At 61.6% G+C, this 23315-nt stretch carries 22 protein-coding genes; 13 read left to right on the top strand and 9 right to left on the bottom strand.

Annotated features, from left to right (window positions below):
- The 5 genes from phaeop14_RS03545 to phaeop14_RS03525 form a co-directional block, all read right to left on the bottom strand.
- Entirely contained in the window at window positions 1–1092 is a 1092-nt protein-coding gene (locus phaeop14_RS03545) for an ABC transporter ATP-binding protein (protein ID WP_096788771.1), read from the bottom strand.
- 31 nt (window positions 1093–1123) lie between these two features.
- Window positions 1124–2782, bottom strand: coding sequence for an alpha-glucosidase (locus phaeop14_RS03540; RefSeq protein ID WP_096788770.1), 1659 nt, complete (start codon window positions 2780–2782; stop codon window positions 1124–1126).
- A 65-nt stretch (window positions 2783–2847) separates the two neighbouring features.
- Entirely contained in the window at window positions 2848–3996 is a 1149-nt protein-coding gene (locus phaeop14_RS03535; protein ID WP_096788769.1) for a carbohydrate ABC transporter permease, read from the bottom strand.
- 10 nt (window positions 3997–4006) lie between these two features.
- Window positions 4007–5014 carry a carbohydrate ABC transporter permease gene (locus tag phaeop14_RS03530; protein WP_096788768.1) on the bottom strand — a complete coding sequence of 336 codons (1008 nt, stop codon included), beginning with the start codon at window positions 5012–5014 and terminating at the stop codon, window positions 4007–4009.
- Between the two features lie 158 nt (window positions 5015–5172).
- On the bottom strand, window positions 5173–6525 hold the full coding sequence (locus phaeop14_RS03525; protein ID WP_096788767.1) for an ABC transporter substrate-binding protein: 1353 nt from the start codon (window positions 6523–6525) through the stop codon (window positions 5173–5175).
- Window positions 6526–6773: 248 nt separating this feature from the next.
- Between phaeop14_RS03525 and phaeop14_RS03520 the strand changes: the two genes are divergently transcribed.
- Both phaeop14_RS03520 and phaeop14_RS03515 read left to right on the top strand, forming a co-directional pair.
- On the top strand, window positions 6774–7805 hold the full coding sequence (locus tag phaeop14_RS03520; protein ID WP_096788766.1) for a LacI family DNA-binding transcriptional regulator: 1032 nt from the start codon (window positions 6774–6776) through the stop codon (window positions 7803–7805).
- Between the two features lie 32 nt (window positions 7806–7837).
- Complete coding sequence (locus tag phaeop14_RS03515; RefSeq protein ID WP_096788765.1) at window positions 7838–9169, top strand: GH1 family beta-glucosidase; 1332 nt, start codon at window positions 7838–7840, stop codon at window positions 9167–9169.
- 10 nt (window positions 9170–9179) lie between these two features.
- On the opposite strand, the gene argE is transcribed toward phaeop14_RS03515, so the two are convergent.
- From argE to phaeop14_RS03495, 4 genes are all read right to left on the bottom strand, one after another.
- The gene (gene argE, locus phaeop14_RS03510; protein WP_096788764.1) at window positions 9180–10334 is read right to left on the bottom strand and encodes an acetylornithine deacetylase; all 1155 of its coding nucleotides are present in this window, start codon (window positions 10332–10334) and stop codon (window positions 9180–9182) included.
- Between the two features lie 4 nt (window positions 10335–10338).
- The gene (locus phaeop14_RS03505) at window positions 10339–11523 is read right to left on the bottom strand and encodes a M24 family metallopeptidase (RefSeq protein ID WP_096788763.1); all 1185 of its coding nucleotides are present in this window, start codon (window positions 11521–11523) and stop codon (window positions 10339–10341) included.
- A gap of 14 nt (window positions 11524–11537) precedes the next feature.
- Window positions 11538–12911, bottom strand: a complete 1374-nt coding sequence (locus phaeop14_RS03500; RefSeq protein ID WP_096788762.1) for an aspartate aminotransferase family protein — start codon at window positions 12909–12911, stop codon at window positions 11538–11540.
- A gap of 231 nt (window positions 12912–13142) precedes the next feature.
- Window positions 13143–14168 (bottom strand): LacI family DNA-binding transcriptional regulator, encoded by a 1026-nt coding sequence (locus phaeop14_RS03495; RefSeq protein WP_096788761.1) that lies wholly within the window; start codon window positions 14166–14168, stop codon window positions 13143–13145.
- A gap of 129 nt (window positions 14169–14297) precedes the next feature.
- Between phaeop14_RS03495 and phaeop14_RS03490 the strand changes: the two genes are divergently transcribed.
- From phaeop14_RS03490 to phaeop14_RS03440, 11 genes are all read left to right on the top strand, one after another.
- Window positions 14298–14483: a hypothetical protein gene (locus phaeop14_RS03490; RefSeq protein WP_040173837.1), complete on the top strand. Its 186-nt coding sequence runs from the start codon at window positions 14298–14300 to the stop codon at window positions 14481–14483.
- 23 nt (window positions 14484–14506) lie between these two features.
- Entirely contained in the window at window positions 14507–15652 is a 1146-nt protein-coding gene (locus phaeop14_RS03485) for a TRAP transporter substrate-binding protein (RefSeq protein WP_096788760.1), read from the top strand.
- Between the two features lie 115 nt (window positions 15653–15767).
- The gene (locus phaeop14_RS03480; RefSeq protein ID WP_040180975.1) at window positions 15768–16280 is read left to right on the top strand and encodes a TRAP transporter small permease; all 513 of its coding nucleotides are present in this window, start codon (window positions 15768–15770) and stop codon (window positions 16278–16280) included.
- Between the two features lie 12 nt (window positions 16281–16292).
- Window positions 16293–17621, top strand: coding sequence for a TRAP transporter large permease (locus phaeop14_RS03475; RefSeq protein ID WP_096788759.1), 1329 nt, complete (start codon window positions 16293–16295; stop codon window positions 17619–17621).
- A gap of 12 nt (window positions 17622–17633) precedes the next feature.
- Window positions 17634–18941, top strand: coding sequence for a histidinol dehydrogenase (gene hisD / locus phaeop14_RS03470; protein WP_040180978.1), 1308 nt, complete (start codon window positions 17634–17636; stop codon window positions 18939–18941).
- Window positions 18934–19695 carry an SDR family NAD(P)-dependent oxidoreductase gene (locus tag phaeop14_RS03465; RefSeq protein ID WP_096788758.1) on the top strand — a complete coding sequence of 254 codons (762 nt, stop codon included), beginning with the start codon at window positions 18934–18936 and terminating at the stop codon, window positions 19693–19695. Before hisD ends, phaeop14_RS03465 begins: the two co-directional genes overlap by 8 nt.
- Window positions 19692–20672, top strand: a complete 981-nt coding sequence (locus phaeop14_RS03460; protein WP_096788757.1) for an alcohol dehydrogenase catalytic domain-containing protein — start codon at window positions 19692–19694, stop codon at window positions 20670–20672. Before phaeop14_RS03465 ends, phaeop14_RS03460 begins: the two co-directional genes overlap by 4 nt.
- A 28-nt stretch (window positions 20673–20700) precedes the next feature.
- Window positions 20701–21111: a universal stress protein gene (locus tag phaeop14_RS03455; RefSeq protein WP_096788756.1), complete on the top strand. Its 411-nt coding sequence runs from the start codon at window positions 20701–20703 to the stop codon at window positions 21109–21111.
- A gap of 37 nt (window positions 21112–21148) precedes the next feature.
- Window positions 21149–21655 (top strand): sulfopyruvate decarboxylase subunit alpha, encoded by a 507-nt coding sequence (gene comD / locus phaeop14_RS03450; RefSeq protein WP_040172511.1) that lies wholly within the window; start codon window positions 21149–21151, stop codon window positions 21653–21655.
- Window positions 21652–22206 (top strand): sulfopyruvate decarboxylase subunit beta, encoded by a 555-nt coding sequence (gene comE / locus phaeop14_RS03445; protein WP_040172509.1) that lies wholly within the window; start codon window positions 21652–21654, stop codon window positions 22204–22206. The genes comD and comE overlap by 4 nt, the downstream gene beginning before the upstream one ends.
- Complete coding sequence (locus phaeop14_RS03440; RefSeq protein ID WP_096788755.1) at window positions 22206–23297, top strand: alpha-hydroxy acid oxidase; 1092 nt, start codon at window positions 22206–22208, stop codon at window positions 23295–23297. Before comE ends, phaeop14_RS03440 begins: the two co-directional genes overlap by 1 nt.
- Window positions 23298–23315 lie beyond the last annotated feature (18 nt).

Raw genomic sequence — 23315 nt, 5'->3', positions numbered from 1 at the left:
TTAGCGATAGAGCAGCGACTGGCCGTTGTGAAAGAGATGCAGCTTGGCCGGGTCGGCATAGAGCCGCACAGAGGAGCCGCGCAGCCCCTTGTGAATGCCGGGGAGTTTGGCAATCAGCGGATCCTTCCCCTCGCCCGCCGCGATGTAGAGCACGGTAACCTCGCCAAGGGCCTCGACGATATCAACGCGGCTGTCGATCAACGCGCCACCTGCGCCCTCCTCAACCAGATCTTCGGGCCGAACCCCAACATTCACGGCAAGCCCCTGATCGGCGTCAGTTGTCGGGATCTCTGCCACGACCTCCTCCCCACTGGTGAGCCGCACCGTGGTGCGCGGCCCCGTGGCGATCACTGTGCCGGGAATGAGGTTCATGGCGGGTGAGCCGATGAACTGGGCGACAAATTCATTCTCCGGTCGCTGATACAGGTCCAGCGGGGTGCCGACCTGCGCGATGCCTTTGTTGGCGAGCACCACAATGCGGCTGGCCAGCGTCATCGCCTCCACCTGATCATGGGTCACATAGATCATGGTGCTGTCGGGCATCGCCTCTTTCAGCTGGGCAATTTCGATCCGGGTGGCGACCCGCAGCGCCGCGTCCAGATTGGAGAGCGGTTCATCAAAAAGATAGACCTTCGGATCGCGCACGATGGAGCGACCGATGGCAACCCGCTGCCGCTGCCCGCCCGACAGCGCCTTGGGCAGGCGATCCAGATAGGGTTCCAGCTGCAGGATCTTGGCGGCACGGTCGATGGCGGCGTCAATCTCGTCCTTGCTTTTCTTCGCGATTTTTAGCGCAAAGGCCATGTTGTCGCGCACCGTCATATGCGGATAAAGCGCATAGGACTGGAACACCATCGCAATGCCCCGCTGGGCGGGCGGGATGTCATTCATCACCGCATCGTCAATTTCCAGCGTGCCACCGCTGATCCGTTCCAGCCCCGCGATCATCCGCAGCAAGGTGGACTTGCCGCAGCCAGAAGGGCCGACAAAGACGATCAGCTCCCCCTGTTTGATATCGAGATTGATGTCTCTCAGGACCTCGACGCCGCCCCCGTAGGTTTTGGCCACATTGGTCAATTTCAGGTTTGCCATCTACTGGTCCCTCCCCTGCTCGTCGTTTCTGTCAGACCCGCACCGCAAGGCAGGCCTGCCACGGTGCCAGCGCAACACGCCCGCCGTTCGGTGGTAGATCGGCCAAGGCGATGTCGGTGTCGGGCGTCTGCCATGTGCCCTGCGGCAGGATGATCTCTGCCGGGGTGTCGCCCAGATTGAAGGCGCAGAAGATCACCTCGTCGCGGTCCTGACGGGTGAAGAAGGCGATGTTGCCCTCTGCCCGCAGCTGATCATGGGTGCCCACCGCCAGCGCCGGATGCGCCTTGCGCAGGGCAATGGCGCGGCGGTAGTGGTGCAGCATGGCGTCCGGGTCAGCCTCTTGGCTGGCGACACTCAGGGTCAGGTGTTCGGGCGAGACGGGCAGCCATGGCTTGCCCTCACTGAAGCCGCCGGCGCTGTTCGACGGCTCCCAGACCATGGGTGTGCGGCAGCCATCGCGCCCTTTGAATTCGGGCCAGAACTCAATGCCGTAGGGGTCCTGAAGGTCTTCAAAGGCGATATCTGCCTCCGGCAGGCCCAGCTCCTCACCCTGATAGATGCAGGCGGTGCCGCGCAGGCACATTATCATGGTGGTGAACAGGCGCTGTGCCGCAGGGTTGAGACCCCAGCGGCTGCTGTGGCGGATCACATCGTGATTGGAAAACGCCCAGCAGGCCCAGCCATTTGCGGCAACGCGGTCCACCTCGGCAAAAACCTCGGCCAGACGGGAGGCGGTCAGCACGTCCTTGGCCAGAAGCTCAAAGGCATAGCACATGTGAACACCGGTGTTGGCCGCCGTATAGCTGCCCATGATCTCAAGCCCGCGCTGCGCATCGCCCACCTCGCCCACGGCCGCCTTGGCCGGGTATTCATCCAGAAGCGCGCGGAACCGGCCAAGGAAGGCCAGGTTTTCCGGCTGGTTCTTGGAATAGAGATGTTCCTGATGATTATAGGGGTTCACCGAGGGGGCGATGGTGGCGTTGCGTTGCTCCGGCGGCAGGGCCGGGTTCGAGCGCAGCTCTGCATCGTGGTAGTAGAAGTTGATCGTATCAAGGCGGAAGCCATCAACACCGCGCTCCAGCCAGAAGCGGGTCACATCCAGCAGCGCGTCCTGCACGGCGGGGCAGTGGAAATTCAGATCGGGCTGCGAGACCAGGAAGTTGTGCAGGTAATACTGCTCACGCCGGGGATCCCACTGCCAGGCGGAGCCACCAAAGATCGACAGCCAGTTGTTGGGCGGCGTGCCATCGGGTTGCGGGTCGGCCCAGACGTACCAATCGGCGCGGGCATTGTCGCGGCTCTGACGGCTTTCGCCAAACCAGGCGTGCTGGTCAGAGGTATGCGACAGCACCAGATCAATCATCACCCGCAGGCCCAGACGATGGGCGGCGGCGACCAGTTGATCAAAGTCGGACAGGCTGCCGAACATCGGATCGACGTCGCAATAATCCGAAACGTCATAGCCAAAATCCTTCATCGGGGAGGTGAAGAACGGCGAAATCCAGATCGCGTCCACGCCAAGCGAGGCAATATGCGGCAGGCGCTGGGTGATGCCCCGAAGGTCACCGATGCCGTCGCCGTTGCTGTCCTGATAGCTGCGCGGGTAGATCTGGTAGATCACCGCACCACGCCACCAATCGGGGTCAGCGGCGAGAACCTGGGCCGGGTCGAGTTGAGCTTGAGCGTTCATGTCAGCTATTTTCCATAGTCTTAGAGTAAGGGGCAGCGCCGGTCTGATCCGGCCTGCGGATCAGGTCACTTGACCGAGCCTGCAAGGAGGCCGCGGACGAGGTATTTTTGCATCGCGAAGAAGACGGCGAGCGGCACCGCGATCGAGACAAAGGCGGAGGTTGCGAGGATCTCCCAATTGCCGCCACGGGTGCCGAGCAGTTCAACAATCTGCTTGGTCATCACTGTGGTTTCTCCGGTTGCGTCGATCAGGAACACCATCGCCACCAGAAGGTCGTTCCAGGTCCACAGGAACTGGAAGATCGCAAAAGAGGCCAGCGCGGGGAAGGACAGCGGCAGGATGATGCGCACAAAGATCATGAAATCAGTGGCGCCATCGACGCGGGCGTTTTCAATAATGTCACGGGGAATGCCGACAATGTAGTTGCGCAGGAGGTAAATCGCGAGCGGCAGGCCAAAACCGGTGTGCGCCATCCAGACGCCGATGTAGCCCTTGCCGATGCCGATCTCATTGTGGAACTTCAGCAGCGGGATCAGCGCCAGCTGCAGGGGCACGACCAACAGGCCGACAATCGCGGCCACCAGAAGGGCACGGCCCGGAAATTCCATCCATGCCAGCGCATAGGCTGCAAAGGCCGCGACGAGAATCGGGATGATGGTGGCCGGAATGGTGACGGTCAGCGTGTTGAAAAACGCCTTTGCCATATTGTCTGTCGCATTGCCGGACACCAGTACGGTCTCATAATTCTCCAGCGTGAACTCTGGCGGCACGGTTGCGGTGACGAACACGCGGGGGCCGCGTTTGCCACTGATTTCCTCGGTGCTTTCAAGCCGGTAGGCGCCATCCTCGGTGACTGTCAGGGTGCCACCACGGCGCAGCTCTGCCGTTTCACCGGGCTGGTAAGCCGCGGGTTCGCGTGCCGAGGTGCCCCAGGCGGAGATCGCGCTCTCGGTGCCTTCCGCGAAGAGACGCCCCTCAATCACATAGAGGTCGCCCTCCTGCACCTGTGCGCTCGGGGGATCGGTGCGCAGGGTCAGGTTCTGCTCGCTCGGGAACATCGCACGCCACCAGCCGCTGGTCGCGATCTGGTCCGAGGTGCGGAAGGAGGACACCAAGAGGCCCAGCGTCGGGAACAGCCACAGCCCCACCAACAGCACCACAGACAGGCGCAAGGCCCAGATCAGCGCAGGTTTTTCTCCGGCAATAACAGTCATCACGGTCTCCTCAGCGCATTTCGCGGCGGGCGTTATAGACGTTCCAGACCAGGATCGGCAGCACCAGCAGCATGATGACCATGGCGCTAGCAGAGCCGACGCCCCAGTCATTGGCGCGGAACAGTTTGTCGTACATGTAGTTGGCCAGAACCTGCGTCTCCCACTGGCCGTTGGTCATGGCAAAGACGATGTCAAAAACCTTGAGCACGACGATGGTGATGGTGGTCCAGACCACAACGATGGTGTCCATGATCTGCGGCACCTTGATCTTGAAGAAGATCTGAAACGGTCCGGCCCCATCCACGATGGCCGCCTCCACGGTTTCTTCGGGGATGCCACGCAAGGCTGCCGACAGGATCACCATGGCAAAACCAGTCTGGATCCAGATCAGCACCATCATCAGAAAGAAGCTGTTCCAGAATGGAATTGTCAGCCATTGCATCGGCCCGTCGCCGCCAAAGTAGATGTAGACCGCATTCAAGACGCCGATCTGATCGGTGCCTTCGGGGCGCGCGTCATAGACCAGTTTCCAGATCACCGCAGCGCCGACAAATGAGATCGCCATCGGCATGAAGATCAGCGATTTTGCGATATTGCCCCAGGCCAGCCGGTCGGTCAGCTGTGCGGCCAGCAGGCCGAATGCCGTTGAAGCCGCAGGCACAACGAGGAGCCACAGGAAGTTGTTCTGAAGCGCCTCCCAGAATTTCGCCTCTGCCAGCATCTGCTGGTAGTTGGCAAGACCGACAAATTCCGATCCGCCGCCAGGAACCCGTTCGGTGACCGACAGGCGCAGGGTTTCAACCACCGGATAGGCCAGATAAAGCCCCAGCGCGAGCAATGCGGGCAAGAGGAACAGCCAAGGCCGGATCATATTGGCGCGACGGATGTTGCGGGCGATATGCACGCCGCGCGCCGGAAAGATCACCCGGTCCAGCACGAGATTGGAAAAGTAGAAATAGCCGACACACCCTCCGACGCCAAAGGCGATTGTGAGCAGGCCCTGAATGGCTGGATGCATGGGATATCTCCCTTGGTGGTGGAGCGTGGCACCGGACAGGCGTCCGGCAGGTCACGGAGACGCGCAGATGAGCGTGTCTCTGGGGGCGAAAAACAGCGATGGCACGGGAGGGATGATGCGGGCCGGCCCATCGGGGCCGACCCACCCCTATCGGAGCCTTACTTCAGAGCATCCCAGGAGGACTGGATCTCAGCCGCGACCTCTTCCGCCGGGGTGCCGCCTGCATAGCCGACCATTCCGGTCCAGAAGGATCCCGCGCCTACACCACCCGGCATCAGGTCAGATGCGTCAAAGCGGAAGGTATCGGCAGAGAGCAGGATCTCCCCCATCTTCTTCAGCGTGTCGGTGGCATAGACATCGGTGTTCACGCCCTTATGCGGGGTCAGGAAGCCCTGCTGCGCCATCCAGACCTCATGCCCGATGGGGGATTTCAGGAACTCCATCAGCGCGCGCGCACCTTTGCTGTCGTTGGTGATCGACCAGAGTGTACCAGCGCCCAGAACCGGGCTGCCCAGATCCTTTTCCGCGTAGGCCGGGAAGTAGAAGAAATCAGCATCCAAACCCACTTCGGTCCCTTCTGGGAAGAACGCCGGGATAAACGACGCCTGACGATGCATCAGACATTGCGGCGGGCTGGCGAACAGACCTTTGGGGCTGTCACGGAAATCGGTGGAGGCCACGGCGCCCGCACCACCCGAGACGTAATCATCGTTGCGGGCGAAGTAGCCGAATTCCTCGATGGCATTCACAACGCGCGGATCGGTGAAGGGGATTTCATTGCTGACCCATTGGTCATAGACGCTCGGATCCTGGGTGCGCAGCATCATATCTTCAACCCAGTCGGTTGCAGGCCAGCCAGTGGCACCACCAGATCCCAGACCGATGCACCAAGGCGTGTTGCCATCGGCGACCATCTGATCGGTCAGCGCCTTCAGCTCTTCCATCGACTGGGGGATGTCATAGCCGAAATCTTCAAATGTTTCAGGCACGTACCAGACAAGGGATTTCACATCCACCTTGTAGAACAGGCCAAAGACATCGTCGTTGCCGTCCGGCCCCGTGAAGGTGCTGAGATCAACCCAGGAGTCGCCAGCTGCGTAGTTTTCACGCACCCAATCGGCGGTCTCGCTGCCCAAGGGTGCAATGAAGCCGCGCGCGGCCATGTCGGACACCAGACCCGGCTGTGGGAAAACGGCGACGTTGGGCGCGGAGCCTGCCTCCGCATCGACCACGATCTGCTGCTCAAAACTGTCAGAGCCGGTGTAACGCACGTCCGCACCGGTGGCTTCAGCGAAATAGGCCAGCACCTTTTCGACGACCTCCTGATCCGGGCCAAGCCACGGGCCAAAAACCGTGACCTGCTCCCCCGACAGATCGGTTGCCTTCAGCGCCTCGAAGCTCTCCCAGTTAAACTCCCCCTCGCCGACCGGAAAGGTCAGCGCGCCTTCGGCCTGCGCAAGACCAGCAGACAGGGCAAAGACGCCGACTGCTGCCAAAAGACTGCGTTTCATGATGTTTCCTCCCGAGTGTTCAATGCGCCCGCCGTTTGTCACGACTTTGAATTTTTCAAAGCGCTTTGGATTTCAGCAAAATCCCGGATTCGGATGGAACTGTCAACAATTTCCCGCTCAAACACCAAACAACTATAAAAAACACGGGACTTGCCAGCCTATCCCCTGCCCTGCCATAACTGCGCAGATGGCCCGTGGTTGCCCTGGGCGCATATGTTAAAATCAAAGCGCTTTGGAGTATTCTGCGAATGAACCTGAAGGACCTGGCCGCATATCTGAACCTGTCGCAAACGACAGTGAGCCGCGCGCTCAACGGCTTTCCCGAGGTGAGCGAAGCAACCCGCAAACGCGTGGCGGCCGCCGCAGAGCAACACAACTACCGCCCCAACACCCGCGCCAAAGCGCTGGCCACAGGGCGGGCAATGGCGATTGGTCACGTGATCCCGCTGTCGTCGCAGCATGAGATGGTGAACCCGATTTTCGGCGACTTCATTGCGGGCGCTGGCGAGAGCTATGCCGCAGCCGGCTACGACATGGTGTTGTCGCTGGTTGAGGATAAGAAGCAGGAAAAAGCCTATCGCGAGATGGCCTCCAAGCGGAATGTTGATGGCATCGTCCTGCATGCGCCGCGCATGTCGGATCCCCGGATCGGGCTGTTGCGTGAAATCGGCCTGCCCTTTGCCGTGCACGGCCGCGCCTCCGATCTGGCGGGGGATTATTGCTGGCTGGATGTAAACAACAAAAGCGCTTTTGACCGGGCGACGCGGTTTCTCATCGACCTTGGGCACCGGCGGATCTGTCTGGTGAACGGGTTGGAGAGCATGGATTTCGCCTGGCGTCGGCGGGCGGGCTATGAATGCGCGCTAAAGGCGGCAGGCCTGCCGCTGGATCCCGCGCTGATGTATGCGGAAGAGATGACCGAGAGCTATGGGTATCGCACGGTTGCGACGACTCAGGCGATGGCGGATCCGCCCACCGCCTATCTGGTGTCGTCGATCATCCCCGCAATGGGCGTGCGCCGCGCGATCGAGGATTCAGGGCGTCAGATGGGCCGCGAGATCTCCGTCATCACCCATGACGATGACCTGTCCTATCTGCGCAACGGCGATGAGGTGCCGCAATTCACCGCCACCGTCTCCTCCGTACAGGAGGCAGGCCGCCAACTGGCCAATCTGCTGCTGGACCAGATCCGCAATCCCGGCCTGCCGCTTCCGACACGTCTGCTAGAAGCGCAGCTGACCGTTGGCCGTTCCACCGGGCCTGTGCCCTCTCCTCGCTGACTGCCCCCCCCCCCGACAGGAGCCCCTGCCCGATGTTTCGCAACAACCGCGCTGATTTTCCCAAGGAGTTCCTGTTTGGCACTGCCACCTCTGCCTATCAGATCGAAGGCCATGGATTTGGTGGCGCGGGGCCCACCCATTGGGACAGTTTCGCCGCCACACCGGGCAATGTGGTGCGCGCCGAACATGGCCAGCGGGCCTGCGACCACTATCATCGCTACGCTGAGGATCTTGATCTGGCTGCGGCAGCCGGGGTGGACTGCTACCGATTTTCAACCAGCTGGGCGCGGGTCATGCCAGAGGGGCGCGGCGTGCCAAACCCTGAGGGGCTGGATTTCTATGACCGGCTGACAGACGCCATGCTGGAGCGCGGGTTGAAGCCCTGTGTGACGCTGTATCACTGGGAACTGCCGCAGGCCCTGGCGGATCTGGGCGGCTGGCGCAACGGCGAGATTGCCAAGTGGTTTGGCGATTATACTGAGGTCATCATGAGCCGGATTGGCGACCGGATGTATTCCGCTGCCCCGATCAATGAGCCGTGGTGTGTGGGCTGGCTGTCGCATTTTCTTGGCCATCACGCGCCGGGCCTGCGCGACATTCGCGCCACCGCACGGGCCATGCACCATGTGATGCTGGCCCATGGCACTGCCATTCAGGTGATGCGCGCCCGCGGCATGGGCAATCTGGGCGGTGTGTTCAATCTGGAATGGGCCACGCCCGTTGATGACAGCGCGGCCGCGCAGCAGGCCGCCGCGCGCTATGATGCGATCTACAATGGCTTTTTCCTTGGCGGGGCCTTTCACGGGCGTTACCCGGATCTGGCGCTGGAGGGGCTGGAACCGCATCTGCCGCAGGGATGGCAGGATGATTTTGCCACCATCACCGCGCCCGTCGACTGGTGCGGGATCAACTATTACACCCGCAAGCGGATTGCCCTCGACGCTGGCCCTTGGCCGCATTATGCCGAAGTGGACGGCCCGCTGCCGAAAACGCAGATGGGCTGGGAAATCTATCCGCAGGGGCTTTATGATTTCCTGACGCGGACCGCGCGCGAGTATACGGGGGACCTGCCGCTGGTCGTGACGGAAAACGGCATGGCAAATGCGGATGTGGTGACGGATGGCACAGTGCAGGACAGCGCCCGCATTGCCTTTGTGGACGACCATCTGGACGCCCTGCGCCGCGCGATCGCCGAGGGGGTGCCGGTGCAGGGCTATTTTCTGTGGTCGCTCTTGGACAACTATGAATGGGCGCTTGGCTATGAGAAACGCTTCGGGCTGGTGCATGTGGATTTTGACACGCTGAAACGCACGCCCAAGGCATCTTACCATGCGCTGCAATCTGCACTCACGGGCGCGCGCTAAAGGGCTGGCGTCAGTTTGCCAGCTGGTCTCCCAACCGCTCCAGCATCCTCAGACAGTCCGACAGCTGATCAAGCGACAGGTATTCATCCGCCTTATGCGCCTGCGCGATGGATCCGGGGCCGCAGACGACCACATCCAGGCCAAGCGCCTGAAACAGCCCCGCCTCGGTGCCGAAGGGCACCAGCTCAGCAGCATTACTGCCAAGCAGATCCGCCATGAGTTCACGCGCCTCATTTTGGCTGGTAGGGGTGAGACCGGCCACCTCGCCCACCACCTCCGTCTCGATGCTGGCCTCCGGGTAGATCGCCTGCATCGCGGGCAAGAGAGTATCGCGGCAATAGCGCGCCATCGTGTCCTTGACATGATCCGCGTCCGAGGGCTGCACCGGCCGCATTTCCCAATCCACCTGCGCCTTTGATGCGATGACGTTATGGGCGCTGCCTCCGTTGAGCGCACCGATGTTCAGCGTTGTCCAGGGCGGATCAAAGCGGCTGTCCGGCGGGGTGCGCTGTTGCAGATCACCGCGCAGATCCAGCAGGCGATTGACATAGCGCGCAGCGTATTCCACCGCATTAACGCCCCGGCCCGGATCGGAGCCGTGCCCCTCCAGCCCCTGAAACCGAGTGCTGTATTCGTGGCAGCCTTTGTGCCCTTCGACGACGCGCATACTGGTTGGTTCGCCGATAAGTGCCAGTCGTGGTTTCAACTCACGCTCGCGCAGGGCCTGCACCAGATGACCGGCCCCAATGCAGCCCACCTCCTCATCATAGGTGAAGGCGAAATGGATGGGGCGGCGGCTGATCTGCGCAGCGAACTCTGGCGCCATGGCAAGTGTCGCGGCGATAAACCCCTTCATGTCGCAGGTGCCCCGCCCGTAGAGCCGCCCGTCCCGTTCCACCATTGCAAACGGGTCGCTGGTCCAGTCCTGATCGGTCACCGGCACCACATCGCTGTGGCCCGACAGCACGATCCCGCCATCGGTTTCAGGGCCAAGCGTGGCAAAGAGGTTGGCCTTTTGTCCGCTGGCATCAAACATCACATCGACCCGCGCGCCGCAGTCCTCAAGCCGGTTGGCCAGATAGGCAATCATCTCCAGATTGCTATCGGCGGAGACCGTCGGAAAGGCGATGAGGTCTGAGAGAATGCCGGTGGTCTGCTCCATCATGCCCTCACCCTTTCACAAAGAGTTTGCGCTCAATCGAGCAGAGCGGCTCAGCAGCGCCCGTGTCGCGGATCAGCAGAGTCTCCGTGGTCTCCAGCCCCCATGTGTCCATCCAGAGGGCCGGCATGAAGTGGAAGACCATGCCGGGTTGCAGCACAGTGGTGTCCTCGCTGCGGATCGACGCCGTGCGCTCCCCCCAATCCGGCGGATAGGACAGGCCAACAGGGTAGCCCATGCGGCCCGAACGCTCGATCCCGTGTTTGGCCATTACGGCCATGAAAGCATCCGCGATATCGCAGGTACGATTGCCCGCGCGGGCCGCCTCGATCCCGGCGGCGATGCCTTCGATCTGCGCCGCCTCGATCCGCAGCATCTCCTGTGAGGGGGTGCCCAGAAATACCGTACGTGACAGCGGCGCGTGGTAGCGGCGATAACAACCGGAGAGTTCGAAAAAGGTTGCCTCGCCCTGCCGCATCGGGGTGCCGTCCCAGGTCAGATGCGCCGCTGTCGCATCCAGCCCGGACGGGGTCAGCGGGACGATGGCCGGGTAATCGCCCCAATCGTCCTCCACACCGGTCACACCGGCATGCAAGATATCGGCCACCAGATCGTTTTTGCGCACACCGGGCGCGGCCCGTTCGATGGCGGTTTGGATCACCTTATCGGTGATCCGCGCGGCCTTGCGCATAAAGCCCAGCTCTGCATCGGATTTCACAAGCCGCTGCCAATTGACCAGCGCGGTGGCATCCACAAGAACCGCCTGCGGAAGCTCTGCCGCCAATACGGCATGGGCCTTTGCCGAGTAGTAGTAATTCTCCATCTCGACCCCGATCCGGGCTTGGCCCAACCCGCGGGTGCGCAGCTGCTCGGCCAGATGCTGCATCGGGTGGCAGTCGGTGGATTGGACATAGTGGTCGCCGTAGCCCAGCAATTGATCCTGCGGCATCCAGCAGGTGCGGCGCGCGCCCATCATGTCCATATGTCGCCCCCACCAGATCGGATCGCCATCCGGCAGGACGATCACCCCCTGATGCACGTAGAACGACCAGCCATCGTAGCCGGTAAGCCAGGCCTGATTGGACGGATCGGTGACAAAGAGCGCGTCTAGCCCGGCATCGGCCATGGCCGCGCGCGTTTTGGCCAGGCGCTGCTGGTACTCGGATCGTTCAAACGGGATGTTTGGATTTGTCATCGTTGCATCCTTCGTCAACCAAGAACCGCGGTGACCGCTCGATGGGTGGCGGAGACCACCCGGTCGGCCTCATCCTGTGTCAGGCAGAAGGGGGGCGCAAAGCCCAGGATATCCCCCTGCGGCATGGCCCGCGCGATCACGCTGTCCTGCTCCAGCAATTTGGCGGCTATCTGCGGGCCGATCTTGTCACTGGCGTCAAACAGGCGGTGGTCGTCCCGATCCGCAACGAATTCCACCGCGCAGAGCATCCCCTCGCCCCGTACATCCCCGACATTCGGGTGATCGCCGAGGGCCTTGCGCATCTCACCATTGAGATAACTGCCAACGGTCGCCGCGTTTTCGACAAGACCCAGCTGATCAATCAGGGTGAGATTGGCCACCCCGGCAGCGGCGCCGATGGGATGCGCCGAATAGGTCCAGCCATGGCCAATCGGGCCGTTCTCATCCGTGCCGCGCTCCAACACCTGCCACATCTTGTCCGACACGATAGAGCCCGACAGCGGCGCATAGGCTGAGGTCAGCCCCTTGGCGATGGTGATAAGATCGGGGCGCATGCCGTAGTGATCGGAGCCGAACATCGTGCCCAAGCGACCAAAGCCGGTGACCACCTCATCCGCGATCAGCAGGATATCGTGCCGTTCAAGCACCGCCTGAATGGCGGGCCAATATCCTGCGGGCGGCGGGACGATGCCCCCGGTGCCCAGAACCGGCTCCCCGATGAAGGCGGCGATGGTATCGGCCCCTTCCCGCGCGATCAGCGCCTCCAGCTCTGCCACGCAATGGGCAACAAAGTCGGCCTCGCTCTGGCTGCGATCACTGCGGCGGAAATAAATTGGGGCCTCGGTATGGACCACCTGTGCCAGCGGCAGGTCGAATTTATTATGAAACAGCTCCAGCCCGGTCAGCGAGCCGGTCATCAGCCCGGACCCGTGGTACCCCCGCCAGCGGGAGATGATTTTCTTCTTCTGAGGGCGGCCCAGAATGTTGTTGTAATACCAGATCAGTTTGATGTTGGTTTCATTGGCGTCAGAGCCGGAAAGACCAAAGTAGACCTTCGACATATGGTCAGGGGCGCGGTCGAGGATCATCTTTGCCAGGGTGATCGAGGCCTCGGTGCCATGCCCGACATAAGAATGATAATAGGCTAGCTCGCGGGCCTGATCGGCAATGGCCTCGGCGATCTCAGGTCGGCCATAGCCAACGTTCACGCAGTAAAGCCCGGCAAAGGCATCCAGCAGCCGATTGCCGTCGCGGTCCTCAATATGGCAGCCGCTGCCGCCGGTCACCACGCGCTGTGGCAGATTTCCGCGAGCGAATTCCGCGAGATGCGTTGAAGGGTGGAAGAAACAGTCGCGATCCCACTGGTCGAGTTGGTCATTGTGAAGCATGGCTCAATCCTTGGCTTTGGCGGCGCGCCGCCTTTGGTCACATGAAGGGAGCCGGTTGCACGCGACAGACCAAGAGGCGGTCCGTTTTTGAGCAGAAAAGGCTCCGCTCACCCGGACAGCAGCGCGCAATGCCTTTATTGCCAGGGTCGTGCCACTGTTGGAGCATAGCGGGTCTGCCCAAGGCAACAGATTTTTTTGTCAGCCGGCGGATTGACCGGTGAGAACGCGCTGCTATCTGCCGGGCGGCCGCGCCAAGGACTGACGCGTGACAAGTGTGGTGTTGATGCAGACCGACTGCCCTTCGGACCGCCCCTCCACGATTGCAATCAGTTCTTGCGCCGCCTTGCGCCCCATTTCGCGGTGCGGGACATGCACAGTTGTGAGAGCGGGGCTGACGATTTCTGCCAGCTCGATATCATCAAACCCGGTGATGGAGACATCGTCAGGCACGGCAATCCCCCGGCTTCGCGCCTCGCGGAGCGCCCCTGCCGCCAGAACGTCATTGCCACACATCACCACGGTTGGGCGGGGTGCATGCGACATCAGCTCTGCAAAGGCTGCGGCCCCTTTTTCAATCTCATAGGGGGCTTCGATCAATGTGAGCGCAGCCGGGTCGAGACCTCTGGAACGCATGGCGTCCCGGACACCGCTGACACGATTTTGGGCACGATCATTGCCCTGCAGGATACCGGAGATCATCGCAATGTGGCGGTGCCCCGCGTCCACCACCGTTTGGGCCAGATCCCGCATCGCGCCCTTGTTGCTGAACCCGACCGACGGCTGCGACCGTTCCGGTGCATAAGACCAGGCCACAAGGACCGGAACCCGGTGCCTCTCAAGGTATTGATAAATCTGCTCCTCCCGGTCGTGGCCGATTAGCAGCAAGCCATCTGCACCACGCGCAACCAATGTGCGGATCTGTTCACGCTCCATCTCCGGGCAATAGGCGGAACTGGACACCAAAAGGGTGTAGCCATCCTCCCGCAGCTGATCCTGAAAGGCCTGCAGCCCGCGCGCGAAAATCGCGTTGTCCATCGTTGGAATAATCGCCCCGATGGTAAAGCTGCGTTTGGCCGCCATGACGCGGGCGGCGAAATTCGGCGTATAGCCCAGTGATTCGACCGCCTCCATCACACGCTGGCGGGTCGTTTCGATGACACGGTCCGGTGAATTCAGGCAGCGCGACACGGTGGCGGTCGAGACGCCTGCAGCCTTGGCAACATCATTAAGTGTTGGAGCAGAGGGGTTTTTTCCCATGTCGTACCTTATCATTTTCCGGGCTCATTTTAGCAGATTTCCCGACGGCTGCCAGCGCTTAATGTAAGCGCTTGCATTATTGATGTAAGCGCTTACAAATGGTGATGAGATAACAACGGGGATCTTTCGATGTTTCTGATGGCGTCTGTTTGCGTGTTTGCCGTGTTCTTTGCCAATGTCGCCCTCGGCGCCTTTGGCAGCGGCGGTTTTCTGAGCGACGTCGGCGAGATGGTGATCCTGTTTGCAGCGTCCATTCTGTTTGTGGCTGCAATTCTCAAAAAAGAAGCTGACCAAAAAAACCAAGACGGCAGCTGATGGATTTCCAAGGGAGGAAGACAATGACGAATGGCAAGGATGGGCTCAAATCTGCAGAGCGCCGTAATTTTCTGAAACTGGCCTCGACCGGCTCATTTACCGCGGCGTTGGTCGCGGGGGCTGGTGGGGTGCTTTGGTCCACTGAAGCAGTGGCGCAAACCGCCAAGGAAGAAAAGGAGCGTGAACGTGCAGCCGAGCACATCATGACGGTGGCCACCGCCTATGTGCTGGGCGCGTCACGCAGCTACCCAATCATGCAGTTGGACCTGAAGGAGAACATCCAGAACGCCACCAATGGCAAGATCTACGTCAAACTGGCCCCCGGCGGGCAGCTGGGCGCAGGCAGTGCGTTGGTGCAGAAGGTGCAGGGCGGCACCATTCAGGCGGCACAGCATTCGCTGTCGAATTTCGCCCCCTTCGCCTCCACCGTTGATCTGATCAACATGCCTTATCTCTGTGGTTCCAATCAGCGTTTCACCAATCTGGTGACCTCCGATTTCTGGAACGCTGAGGTGCACCCCAAGGTGGAGGCCAACGGTTTCAAGGCGCTGTTCTATGTGAACATTGATCCCCGCGTCGTGGCTGTGCGCAAGGGCGGCAATGCGGTGACCTCCCCGGGCGATATGGCGGGTGTGAAATTCCGGGTTCCGGGCTCCAAAATGTTGCAGCAGTACTACCGTATGGTCGGTGCCAACCCGACGCCCGTTGCCTGGGGTGAGACGCCGTCGGCGATCAAACAAGGTGTGGCAGACGCACTCGACCCCTCTGTGGGCGCGCTCTATGTCTTTGGCTTCAAGGATATCCTGAGCCATGTGACCTTCACCCAGGCGGTGCCGGACAGTCAGGTCTATTCGTGCAATCTGGAATGGTTCAATTCCTTGCCTTCTGATGTGCAGGACGGCGTGATGTGGGGGGCGGAGATGACCGCGCATCAGAACCTCTCCAAGGTGCCGTCAGCCCGCGCCTATGCCATGGCGGAGCTGGCCAAGGCCGGTGTCGCCTTCCATACGCTGAGCGACGATCAGCTGGGCGAATGGCAGGAAGCCGGAGGCTATCAGCGCAGCGAATGGGATAGCTTCAAGACTGAGCTGGCCGGATCGATGGACAGTTTCGCCAAGCTGGAAGAGGCCGCAGGCACGCAAGGCAAATACTACGTCCACGACGCATAAGCTGTCGCACCACGTGGTTCCGGGACCCGGTGCCACGTTCCCTTTCTCTTTTAGCCGCCTGCGACAGCCCGGTTCGGGCTGATTCATAAGGCGCGCCCAACCCTCGGGACGAGCGATGGACCTCTTGCGGAAAATTGACAAGAACGCCGAGCGCTGGCTGCTGCTGACCTTCTACGTGATGCTGGTCATCACTATGGCGGTTGAGGTGATCCGGCGCGAACTCTTTGCCTATTCCTCGATTTGGGGGGAGGAGATTGTGCGCTACTCCTTCATCTATCTCGCCTGGATCGGTGCCGCCGCCGCAGTGAAGGAGCGCGCCCATATCCGCATTGATGTGCTGATGCATTACCTCGGGCCGCGCCCCAAGGCGCTGCTCTATATCTTTGGCGATCTGGTGATGTTCGTGGTCGCGTTGGTGGCGCTCTACTGGTCGTTCGAGACGGTGCTGGTCTCCGCCAAATTCGGCTCTGTCAGCCACGGGCTGCGCATTTCCATGGTCTGGTTCCTGATGGCGGTGCCAGCCGGGTTCGCCTTGATGGTCTGGCGGTTGCTGCAATCCTTCCTGCGCGATTTTCGCAGTCTTCGAGACGGCACGCCCGTCTTTGAAGGCGACAAGCTGTTTGATTGAAGGATCTGAGAGATGCTGTGGAATTCACTCAATCAAACGGTGGAACTGGGCTGGGATTTCTACCTGGCGGTGATCATGTTTGTGGCCCTGATTGCGCTGGCGGTGCCGGTTTGGGCGGCCATCGGGGCTGCCGCGATCACCATGCTGGTGATGTCAGGCGACCTGCCGCTCAGCGCGATTGGCGAAAGCTTGTTCACCGGCATCGACGCCTTTGCGCTGACCGCGGTGCCGCTGTTCATTCTGACCGGTGATGTGCTGGTCAGAACCGGACTAAGCAAGAAGTTCCTGGATGTCGCAGAAGCGCTGACCTGCTGGACACGGGGTGGTTTTGGTTCGGCCACGGTGCTGGTCTGCGGCATGTTCGCGGCGATCTCCGGCTCGGACGCCGCTGGCGCTGCTGCGGTGGGACGGATGACCATCAACCGGCTGGTCGAAAGCGGCTACCCCCGCCCCTACGCCTGCGCGCTGGTGGCTGCTGGTGCCTGCACCGGCATCCTGATCCCGCCGTCCATCGCCTACATTATCATCGGTCTGGTGTTGGGCATTTCCGCCTCCACCCTGTTTCTCGCGGCGCTGATCCCGGGGATTGCCATTCTGGTGTCGATCCTTGTCACCAACATCATCATGAACCGGCTTTATACCTATGAGACCGGCGGCAATATGGGGCTGGGAGAATGGCTGGGCAATCTGGGACAATCACTGAAATCCGGTTGGTATGCCTTCATCGTGCCGGGGATCATCTTCTATGGCATTTTCTCCGGCCGCCTGACCCCGACTGAGGCCGGCGCCACCGCTGTCGTTGTCACCATCCTGATGGGTTTTCTGCTGGGCACCCTGAAACTGGCGGACTTCCCGGCGATGCTCGTCAGCTCTGCCAAGGTGAACGGGGTGATCCTGCCGATCATCGCCTTCTCAGCGCCGCTGGCAGAGGCGCTGGCCATCATGGGCGTGCCGCAGGGGTTTGTGACAGCGGTGACCGGGCTGACCGATGACCCGTCTATGTTGATCCTGTTGATGATCTGCATTCTGATCGCTGCAGGCTGCGTGATGGAAACAACGCCAAATATCGTGATCCTGGCGCCGATCCTGAAACCGCTGGCCGACAACATCGGCATGAACGAAATTCAGTTCTGCATCATGATGATCACCGCGCTGGGTGTGGGGTTCATCACTCCGCCGCTGGGCCTGAACCTGTTCGTGGTCTCCGGCATCACCGGTGAGTCCATTCTCAAGATCGCCGCCCGCGCCATACCGTTTGTTCTGACCATGCTGATTGTGGTGCTGCTGATCGCTTATCTGCCTGCGATCTCAACCACGCTGCTCCCTGACATCTATAAATAGGACCCTTTGGACATGACCCGTGAGTACCTGAAGAAGGCGGCCCTGACCCCTAAGTCGGATGCGTCCGAGACCCATAAGATTGTGCAGGAGATCCTTGATGAGATCGAGGCCGGAGGCGACGCCAAAGCGTTGGAATATGCGGCCAAATTCGACAAATACGAGGGCAACGTGTTGCTGACGGATGAGGAGATTGAGGCCGCCTGCGCCTTGGTGCCGGAAAAGCTGAAGGCCGACATTCGGTTCTCCCATGACAACGTGCGCCGCTTTGCCGAACTACAGAAAAGCACTGTGCATGATGTGGAGACGGAAATTTCACCGGGTTTCATCACCGGACAGAAGGCGATCCCGGTGGATGCAGCGGGCTGCTACGTGCCCGGCGGGCGCTACAGCCATATCGCCAGCGCGATCATGACCGTCACAACCGCCAAAGTGGCCGGTTGCAAACATATCACCGCCTGCTCGCCGCCGCGCCCCGGCGTCGGCGTGGCGCCGGCCATCGTTTATGCCGCCCATATCTGCGGCGCGGATCAGATCATGGCGATGGGGGGCGTGCAGGGTGTTGCGGCGATGACATTCGGTCTGTTCGGACTGCCCAAGGCCAACATCCTCGTTGGTCCCGGCAATCAATTTGTGGCGGAGGCCAAGCGTATCCTGTTCGGGCGTGTCGGTATCGACATGATCGCGGGCCCCACCGACAGCCTGATCCTGGCCGACAGCACGGCGGATGCGCATATCGTCGCCACCGATCTGGTGAGCCAGGCCGAGCATGGCTACAACTCCCCGGTCTGGCTGGTGACGGATGATCGCACTCTTGCCGAGGAGGTGATGCGGCTGGTGCCGGGGCTGATCGACGATCTGCCCGAGGTGAACCGCGAGAATGCCGCTGCGGCCTGGCGCGATTATGCAGAGGTCATCCTCTGTGCCAACCGCGAGGATATGGCCGCCTGCTCCGACGCCTACGCGCCTGAGCATCTGACCGTACAGGCCGAGGACCTGGATTGGTGGCTGGGGCAGCTGACCTGCTACGGCTCGTTGTTTCTGGGCGAGGAAACCACGGTCTCTTACGGTGACAAGGCAGCGGGCACCAACCATGTGCTGCCGACCTCGCGCGCGGCCAGCTACACCGGCGGGCTGTCAGTCCATAAATACATGAAGATCGTCACCTGGCAGCGCGCCACCCGCGAAGGCTCCAAACCAGTGGCAGAGGCGACCGCACGGATTGCCCGGCTGGAAGGGATGGAAGGCCACGCCCGCGCTGCTGACGTGCGGTTGGCCAAGTACTTCCCGGATGAAACCTTTGACCTGACTGCAAATGGCTGACCCGCGCGCGCTTTTCGACCTGACAGGCCGGACCGCCTGTATCACCGGCGCCAGCTCCGGGCTGGGGCGTCGCGCAGCGATTGCGTTGGCCGCTGCTGGTGCGCAGGTGGTCGCGGTCGCGCGCCGGGCGGAGGCTTTGGAAAGCGTCTGTGCTGAGATCGGGCCAAGAGCGGCTTATGCAGTGGCGGATGTGGCGGACCGCAGCAGGTTCGACGCATTGCGTGAAGACGTTTCAGCCCCTTTCGGGGCGCCGGATATCCTGATCCATACGGCCGGTGTGAACACCCGGCAAACGGCGGATGACGTCACCGCCGAGGGCTGGGACCAGACCATCGCACTGAACCTCTCCGCACCATTCTTTCTGAGCCAAGCGCTGGTGCCCACGATGAGGGACAGAGGTTGGGGGCGGATCGTCAATTTCGCCTCGCTCCAGACCACCCGCGCCTTTCCCGGCGGCATCGCCTATGGCGCCAGCAAGGGCGGGATCGCCCAGCTGACCCGCGCCATGGCAGAGGCCTGGTCCCCATTCGGCATCACCGCCAACGCCATCGGACCGGGGTTTTTCCCCACCGAGCTGACGCAGGCTGTGTTCGAGGATGGGGACCGTGCGGCCCGAAACGCCGCACAGACCTGCATCGGCCGCAATGGCCGGCTGGAGGATATGGACGGGCCGCTGTTGTTTCTGTGCTCCGATGCCTCCGCCTATGTCACCGGGCAGGTATTGATGGTCGATGGAGGGTTCACAGCGAAATGAAAGCCTTGGTTTATGAGGGGGTGGAGACGCTGGCATTCCGAGATGTGCCGATGGCTGCGCGACGAGAGGGCGAGCATCTGATCCGCATCCGTGCCTCTGGCATCTGCGGCTCGGACATGCACGCCTATCTCGGCCATGACGCCCGCAGGCCCGCGCCGCTGATCCTGGGGCATGAGGCTGCGGGGACTATAGAAGACGGATCGCAGGCGGGCCGAAGGGTGACGATCAACCCCTTGGTGACCTGCGGCAGCTGCGCGGCCTGCGCGGCGGGGCGTGAAAACCTCTGCGCCAGCCGCCAGATCATCTCCATGCCCCCGCGCGAGGGCGCCTTTGCCCAGTTCGTGGCGATGCCGGAGCGCAACCTTGTAACCGTGCCCGAAGATGTGCCGTTGTCAAAGGCCGCCCTGGCCGAGCCGCTGGCAGTCAGCTGGCACGCCGCCCGGCTCGCGCTGAAGGCACTGCACCCGGATATGGAGCGCCGCGCGCTGGTGATCGGCGGCGGTGCCATCGGCTTGGCCGCTGCGCTGGCGATGCGCGCAATGGGGGTGGAGGACGTCGCGATTCAGGAACCCAACGCCGCGCGCCGGGCTTTTCTGGCAGACCACTGCGGCCAGCAGGCGGTGGCAGAGTTTCAGGGCATTGTACCACTGGTGGTCGACGCAGTGGGCTACGCGACCACCCGCGCCGCCGCCTCTGCTGCGGCCGCGCCGGGCGGCGTGATTGCCCATGTCGGATTGGGCGAGGATGCGGGCGGACTGGATATCCGCCGCATGACGCTGCAGGAAATCACCTTCATCGGCACCTATACCTATACCGCGCAGGATTTTCGCGACACCGCGCAAGCGATCTTTGACGGCCGCCTAGGTCCGCTGGACTGGCCAGAACAGCGGCCGCTATCAGACGGCGCCGCTGCCTTTCGCGACCTGCGGTCCAGCGCAGTGGCCGCGCCAAAGATCATTCTGGATCCCTGGGCCTAGGCCCTGAGCTGAGCAAACGGAGAGCATCATGTATGACAAGATCCTGGTTCCCATGGCCCTGGACCACGGGGTGTCCGGCACAACACTGAAAGCCGCCGCGACCCTGTGCAACCCCGGCGGGCAGATTACCGCGCTGCATGTCTATGAGGCCCCGCAAGGCTCTGTCAGCGCCTATCTGGATGAGGATGCCGTGCGCGAAGGGCTCGAAAAGGCCCGTCAGCAGCTGACCAAGAAAACCGCCGACTATGGCGATGTGGCAGCCGAAATTGTCAAAGGTCGCTCGTACCGGGCCATTGTTGAATATGCAGAACAGCACGGTACGGACTGTATCGTCGTCGGCTCACATAAACCCGGGCTCAGCGACTTTTTCCTCGGCTCGACCGCCGCCCGTGTGGTGCGCCACGCGCCCTGCGCGGTGCATGTCTGCCGCACCCTTTGACCCCCAACACCGAGACCTCAAACAAAGGCAATCGACCATGACAATAGACAAGAGGATCGCTGACGATCTGGCGGCCAATGGCGTCTCCTTCGTCACCACCGTGCCGTGCAAGCAACTGGCGGGTGTGATTGAGGAGATCGACCAGCGGGATGACATTTTCCACATCCCCTCCAACAAGGAAGACGAGGGCATGGGGCTGTGCGCCGGAGCCTGGATGGGGGGCAAACGCCCCGCGATCATCATGCAGAACACCGCCATTGGGGTCACCATCAACACGCTTGCGACGCTGATCCAATACTACCGGATGCCGCTGCCGATGCTGATCTCCTACCGCGGCGAGCTGCGCGAGCCGGTGGCATGCCAGGTGGAAATGGCCGTGCATACCAAGGCACTATTGGCGCAGATGAATATCCCGACCTACCACTTCCACTGGCAGCGGGACGTCGAGGAATTCGACAACATCCTGAAATACACCTTCATGTGCAACAAACCTGTTGCCATCCTGACCGATGCCAATTTCTGGGGAGGCTATGGCGACCAATGATCCGTTCCGAAATCCTGAAAGAGATCGCGCCCATCCTGCGCAACGAACTGGTGGTCTGCAATATCGGTATTCCCAGCCAAGAGCTGCACGCCATCGATGACCAGCCCAGCAATTTCTACATGCTGGGCACCATGGGGCTGGCCTCATCTATCGGGCTGGGGCTGGCGTTGGCACAGCCGAAACCGGTGATCGTGATTGACGGAGACGGCTCGATCCTCACCAATCTCGGCACCCTGCCCACCATCGGCAACAACGCGCCCGGCAACTATATCCTGATGATCATCGACAATGGCTCTTATGGCTCAACCGGCGATCAGCCGACCTATACCAGTCAGCGCACTGATCTGGCTGCCATGGCGCGCGCAGCTGGCTGTGGCCGGGTGATCGAGGTGCAGGACAAAGACACCGGCTCTGCACTCGAACAGACGCTGGCGAGTGGCGAGGCCACGGTGCTGGTGGTGAAATGCGACAGCGGCAACGCCAAGATGCCGGTGATCACGATGGATCCGGTGGTGATCCGCGACCGCTTTATGACGGCTGTCGCCAGCTGATGGGCGCAGGCGCCATCCATTCGGCTGAGGACGCCCGCCGTCTGGCCCGGCGGCGGCTTCCTTGGATGGTGTTTGACTATATCGATGGGGCAGCAGGGCAGGAAACCGGGGCGGCGCGCAATCGCGCAGCCCTGGATGCCATCACCCTGCGGCCCCGTATCTTGCGCGATGTCAGTCAGCGGTCTTTGGCAACGAGCATATTTGGCGCCGAGGCAGACCGCCCTTTTGGCATTGCCCCCATGGGCATGTGCAACCTGTCGGCTCCTGGCGCCGACCTGATGCTGGCCCGGCTGGCGGCGCGTTACCGGGTGCCGCACGGGGTCTCCACCGTCGCCTCGACGTCGCTCGAGACGCTTCTGGAGGCGACGGAAGGCTATGCCTGGTTTCAGCTCTATTTCAGCGGTGACGGCACTGGCACCTTCAATCTGGCCGAGCGCGCCCGCGCGGCTGGTTATCAAACTCTGGTGCTGACGGTTGATGTGCCGGAGGTCGGCCGCCGCCCACGCGAACTGCGGCATGGCTTCAAGATGCCGTTCCGCATCGGTCCGCGCCAATTCATCGATTTCGCCCTGCATCCGCGCTGGTCGCTGACGACGCTGCTGAAGGGCAAGCCCGTTATGGCGAATTTTGAGTTGGAGGGTTATGACTTCGACCGCACCCAAAGCCGGGCGCGCGCCACGTGGGACACGCTGGCCCGGCTGCGCGATCTCTGGCCCGGCAAGCTGGTGGTGAAAGGCGTGCTGGACGTCGAAGACGCCCGTGCCCTGGTGTCGGCTGGAGTTGATGCCATTCAGATCTCCAGCCATGGCGCGCGACAACTCGAAGCCGCACCCGCCCCGATCGAGATGTTGGCAAAGATCCGTGCAGATCTTGGGCCGACGTTTCCGGTTTTTTACGACAGCGGCATCCGGTCGGGCGAGGATGTTTTGAAGGCAATCACCATGGGCGCGGATTTCGTATTTCTGGGCCGTATCCTGCAATACGCGATTGCTGCGAGGGGCGAGGCTGGGCTGGAACAGTTGTGGGATGCGCTAACCGAAGAGCTGAGCATTGCCATGGCTCAAACCGGGCGCGTCTCACTAAGACATTGAGGGGCGCGCATTCGCCGC

It is taken from the genome of Phaeobacter piscinae (assembly GCF_002407245.1).
In the GTDB taxonomy this organism is placed as follows: Bacteria; Pseudomonadota; Alphaproteobacteria; order Rhodobacterales; family Rhodobacteraceae; genus Phaeobacter; species Phaeobacter piscinae.
This window is presented reverse-complemented; position numbering and strand designations above follow the sequence as displayed.

Excerpts from the sequence above, each read along its gene's own strand:
- phaeop14_RS03545 (WP_096788771.1), bottom strand. The coding sequence starts at position 1,092 with ATGGCAAACCTGAAATTGACCAATGTGGCCAAAACCTACGGGGGCGGC.
- phaeop14_RS03540 (WP_096788770.1), bottom strand. The coding sequence starts at position 2,782 with ATGAACGCTCAAGCTCAACTCGACCCGGCCCAGGTTCTCGCCGCTGAC.
- phaeop14_RS03535 (WP_096788769.1), bottom strand. The coding sequence starts at position 3,996 with ATGACTGTTATTGCCGGAGAAAAACCTGCGCTGATCTGGGCCTTGCGC.
- phaeop14_RS03530 (WP_096788768.1), bottom strand. The coding sequence starts at position 5,014 with ATGCATCCAGCCATTCAGGGCCTGCTCACAATCGCCTTTGGCGTCGGA.
- phaeop14_RS03525 (WP_096788767.1), bottom strand. The coding sequence starts at position 6,525 with ATGAAACGCAGTCTTTTGGCAGCAGTCGGCGTCTTTGCCCTGTCTGCT.
- phaeop14_RS03520 (WP_096788766.1), top strand. The coding sequence starts at position 6,774 with ATGAACCTGAAGGACCTGGCCGCATATCTGAACCTGTCGCAAACGACA.
- phaeop14_RS03515 (WP_096788765.1), top strand. The coding sequence starts at position 7,838 with ATGTTTCGCAACAACCGCGCTGATTTTCCCAAGGAGTTCCTGTTTGGC.
- argE (WP_096788764.1), bottom strand. The coding sequence starts at position 10,334 with ATGATGGAGCAGACCACCGGCATTCTCTCAGACCTCATCGCCTTTCCG.
- phaeop14_RS03505 (WP_096788763.1), bottom strand. The coding sequence starts at position 11,523 with ATGACAAATCCAAACATCCCGTTTGAACGATCCGAGTACCAGCAGCGC.
- phaeop14_RS03500 (WP_096788762.1), bottom strand. The coding sequence starts at position 12,911 with ATGCTTCACAATGACCAACTCGACCAGTGGGATCGCGACTGTTTCTTC.
- phaeop14_RS03495 (WP_096788761.1), bottom strand. The coding sequence starts at position 14,168 with ATGGGAAAAAACCCCTCTGCTCCAACACTTAATGATGTTGCCAAGGCT.
- phaeop14_RS03490 (WP_040173837.1), top strand. The coding sequence starts at position 14,298 with ATGTTTCTGATGGCGTCTGTTTGCGTGTTTGCCGTGTTCTTTGCCAAT.
- phaeop14_RS03485 (WP_096788760.1), top strand. The coding sequence starts at position 14,507 with ATGACGAATGGCAAGGATGGGCTCAAATCTGCAGAGCGCCGTAATTTT.
- phaeop14_RS03480 (WP_040180975.1), top strand. The coding sequence starts at position 15,768 with ATGGACCTCTTGCGGAAAATTGACAAGAACGCCGAGCGCTGGCTGCTG.
- phaeop14_RS03475 (WP_096788759.1), top strand. The coding sequence starts at position 16,293 with ATGCTGTGGAATTCACTCAATCAAACGGTGGAACTGGGCTGGGATTTC.
- hisD (WP_040180978.1), top strand. The coding sequence starts at position 17,634 with ATGACCCGTGAGTACCTGAAGAAGGCGGCCCTGACCCCTAAGTCGGAT.
- phaeop14_RS03465 (WP_096788758.1), top strand. The coding sequence starts at position 18,934 with ATGGCTGACCCGCGCGCGCTTTTCGACCTGACAGGCCGGACCGCCTGT.
- phaeop14_RS03460 (WP_096788757.1), top strand. The coding sequence starts at position 19,692 with ATGAAAGCCTTGGTTTATGAGGGGGTGGAGACGCTGGCATTCCGAGAT.
- phaeop14_RS03455 (WP_096788756.1), top strand. The coding sequence starts at position 20,701 with ATGTATGACAAGATCCTGGTTCCCATGGCCCTGGACCACGGGGTGTCC.
- comD (WP_040172511.1), top strand. The coding sequence starts at position 21,149 with ATGACAATAGACAAGAGGATCGCTGACGATCTGGCGGCCAATGGCGTC.
- comE (WP_040172509.1), top strand. The coding sequence starts at position 21,652 with ATGATCCGTTCCGAAATCCTGAAAGAGATCGCGCCCATCCTGCGCAAC.
- phaeop14_RS03440 (WP_096788755.1), top strand. The coding sequence starts at position 22,206 with ATGGGCGCAGGCGCCATCCATTCGGCTGAGGACGCCCGCCGTCTGGCC.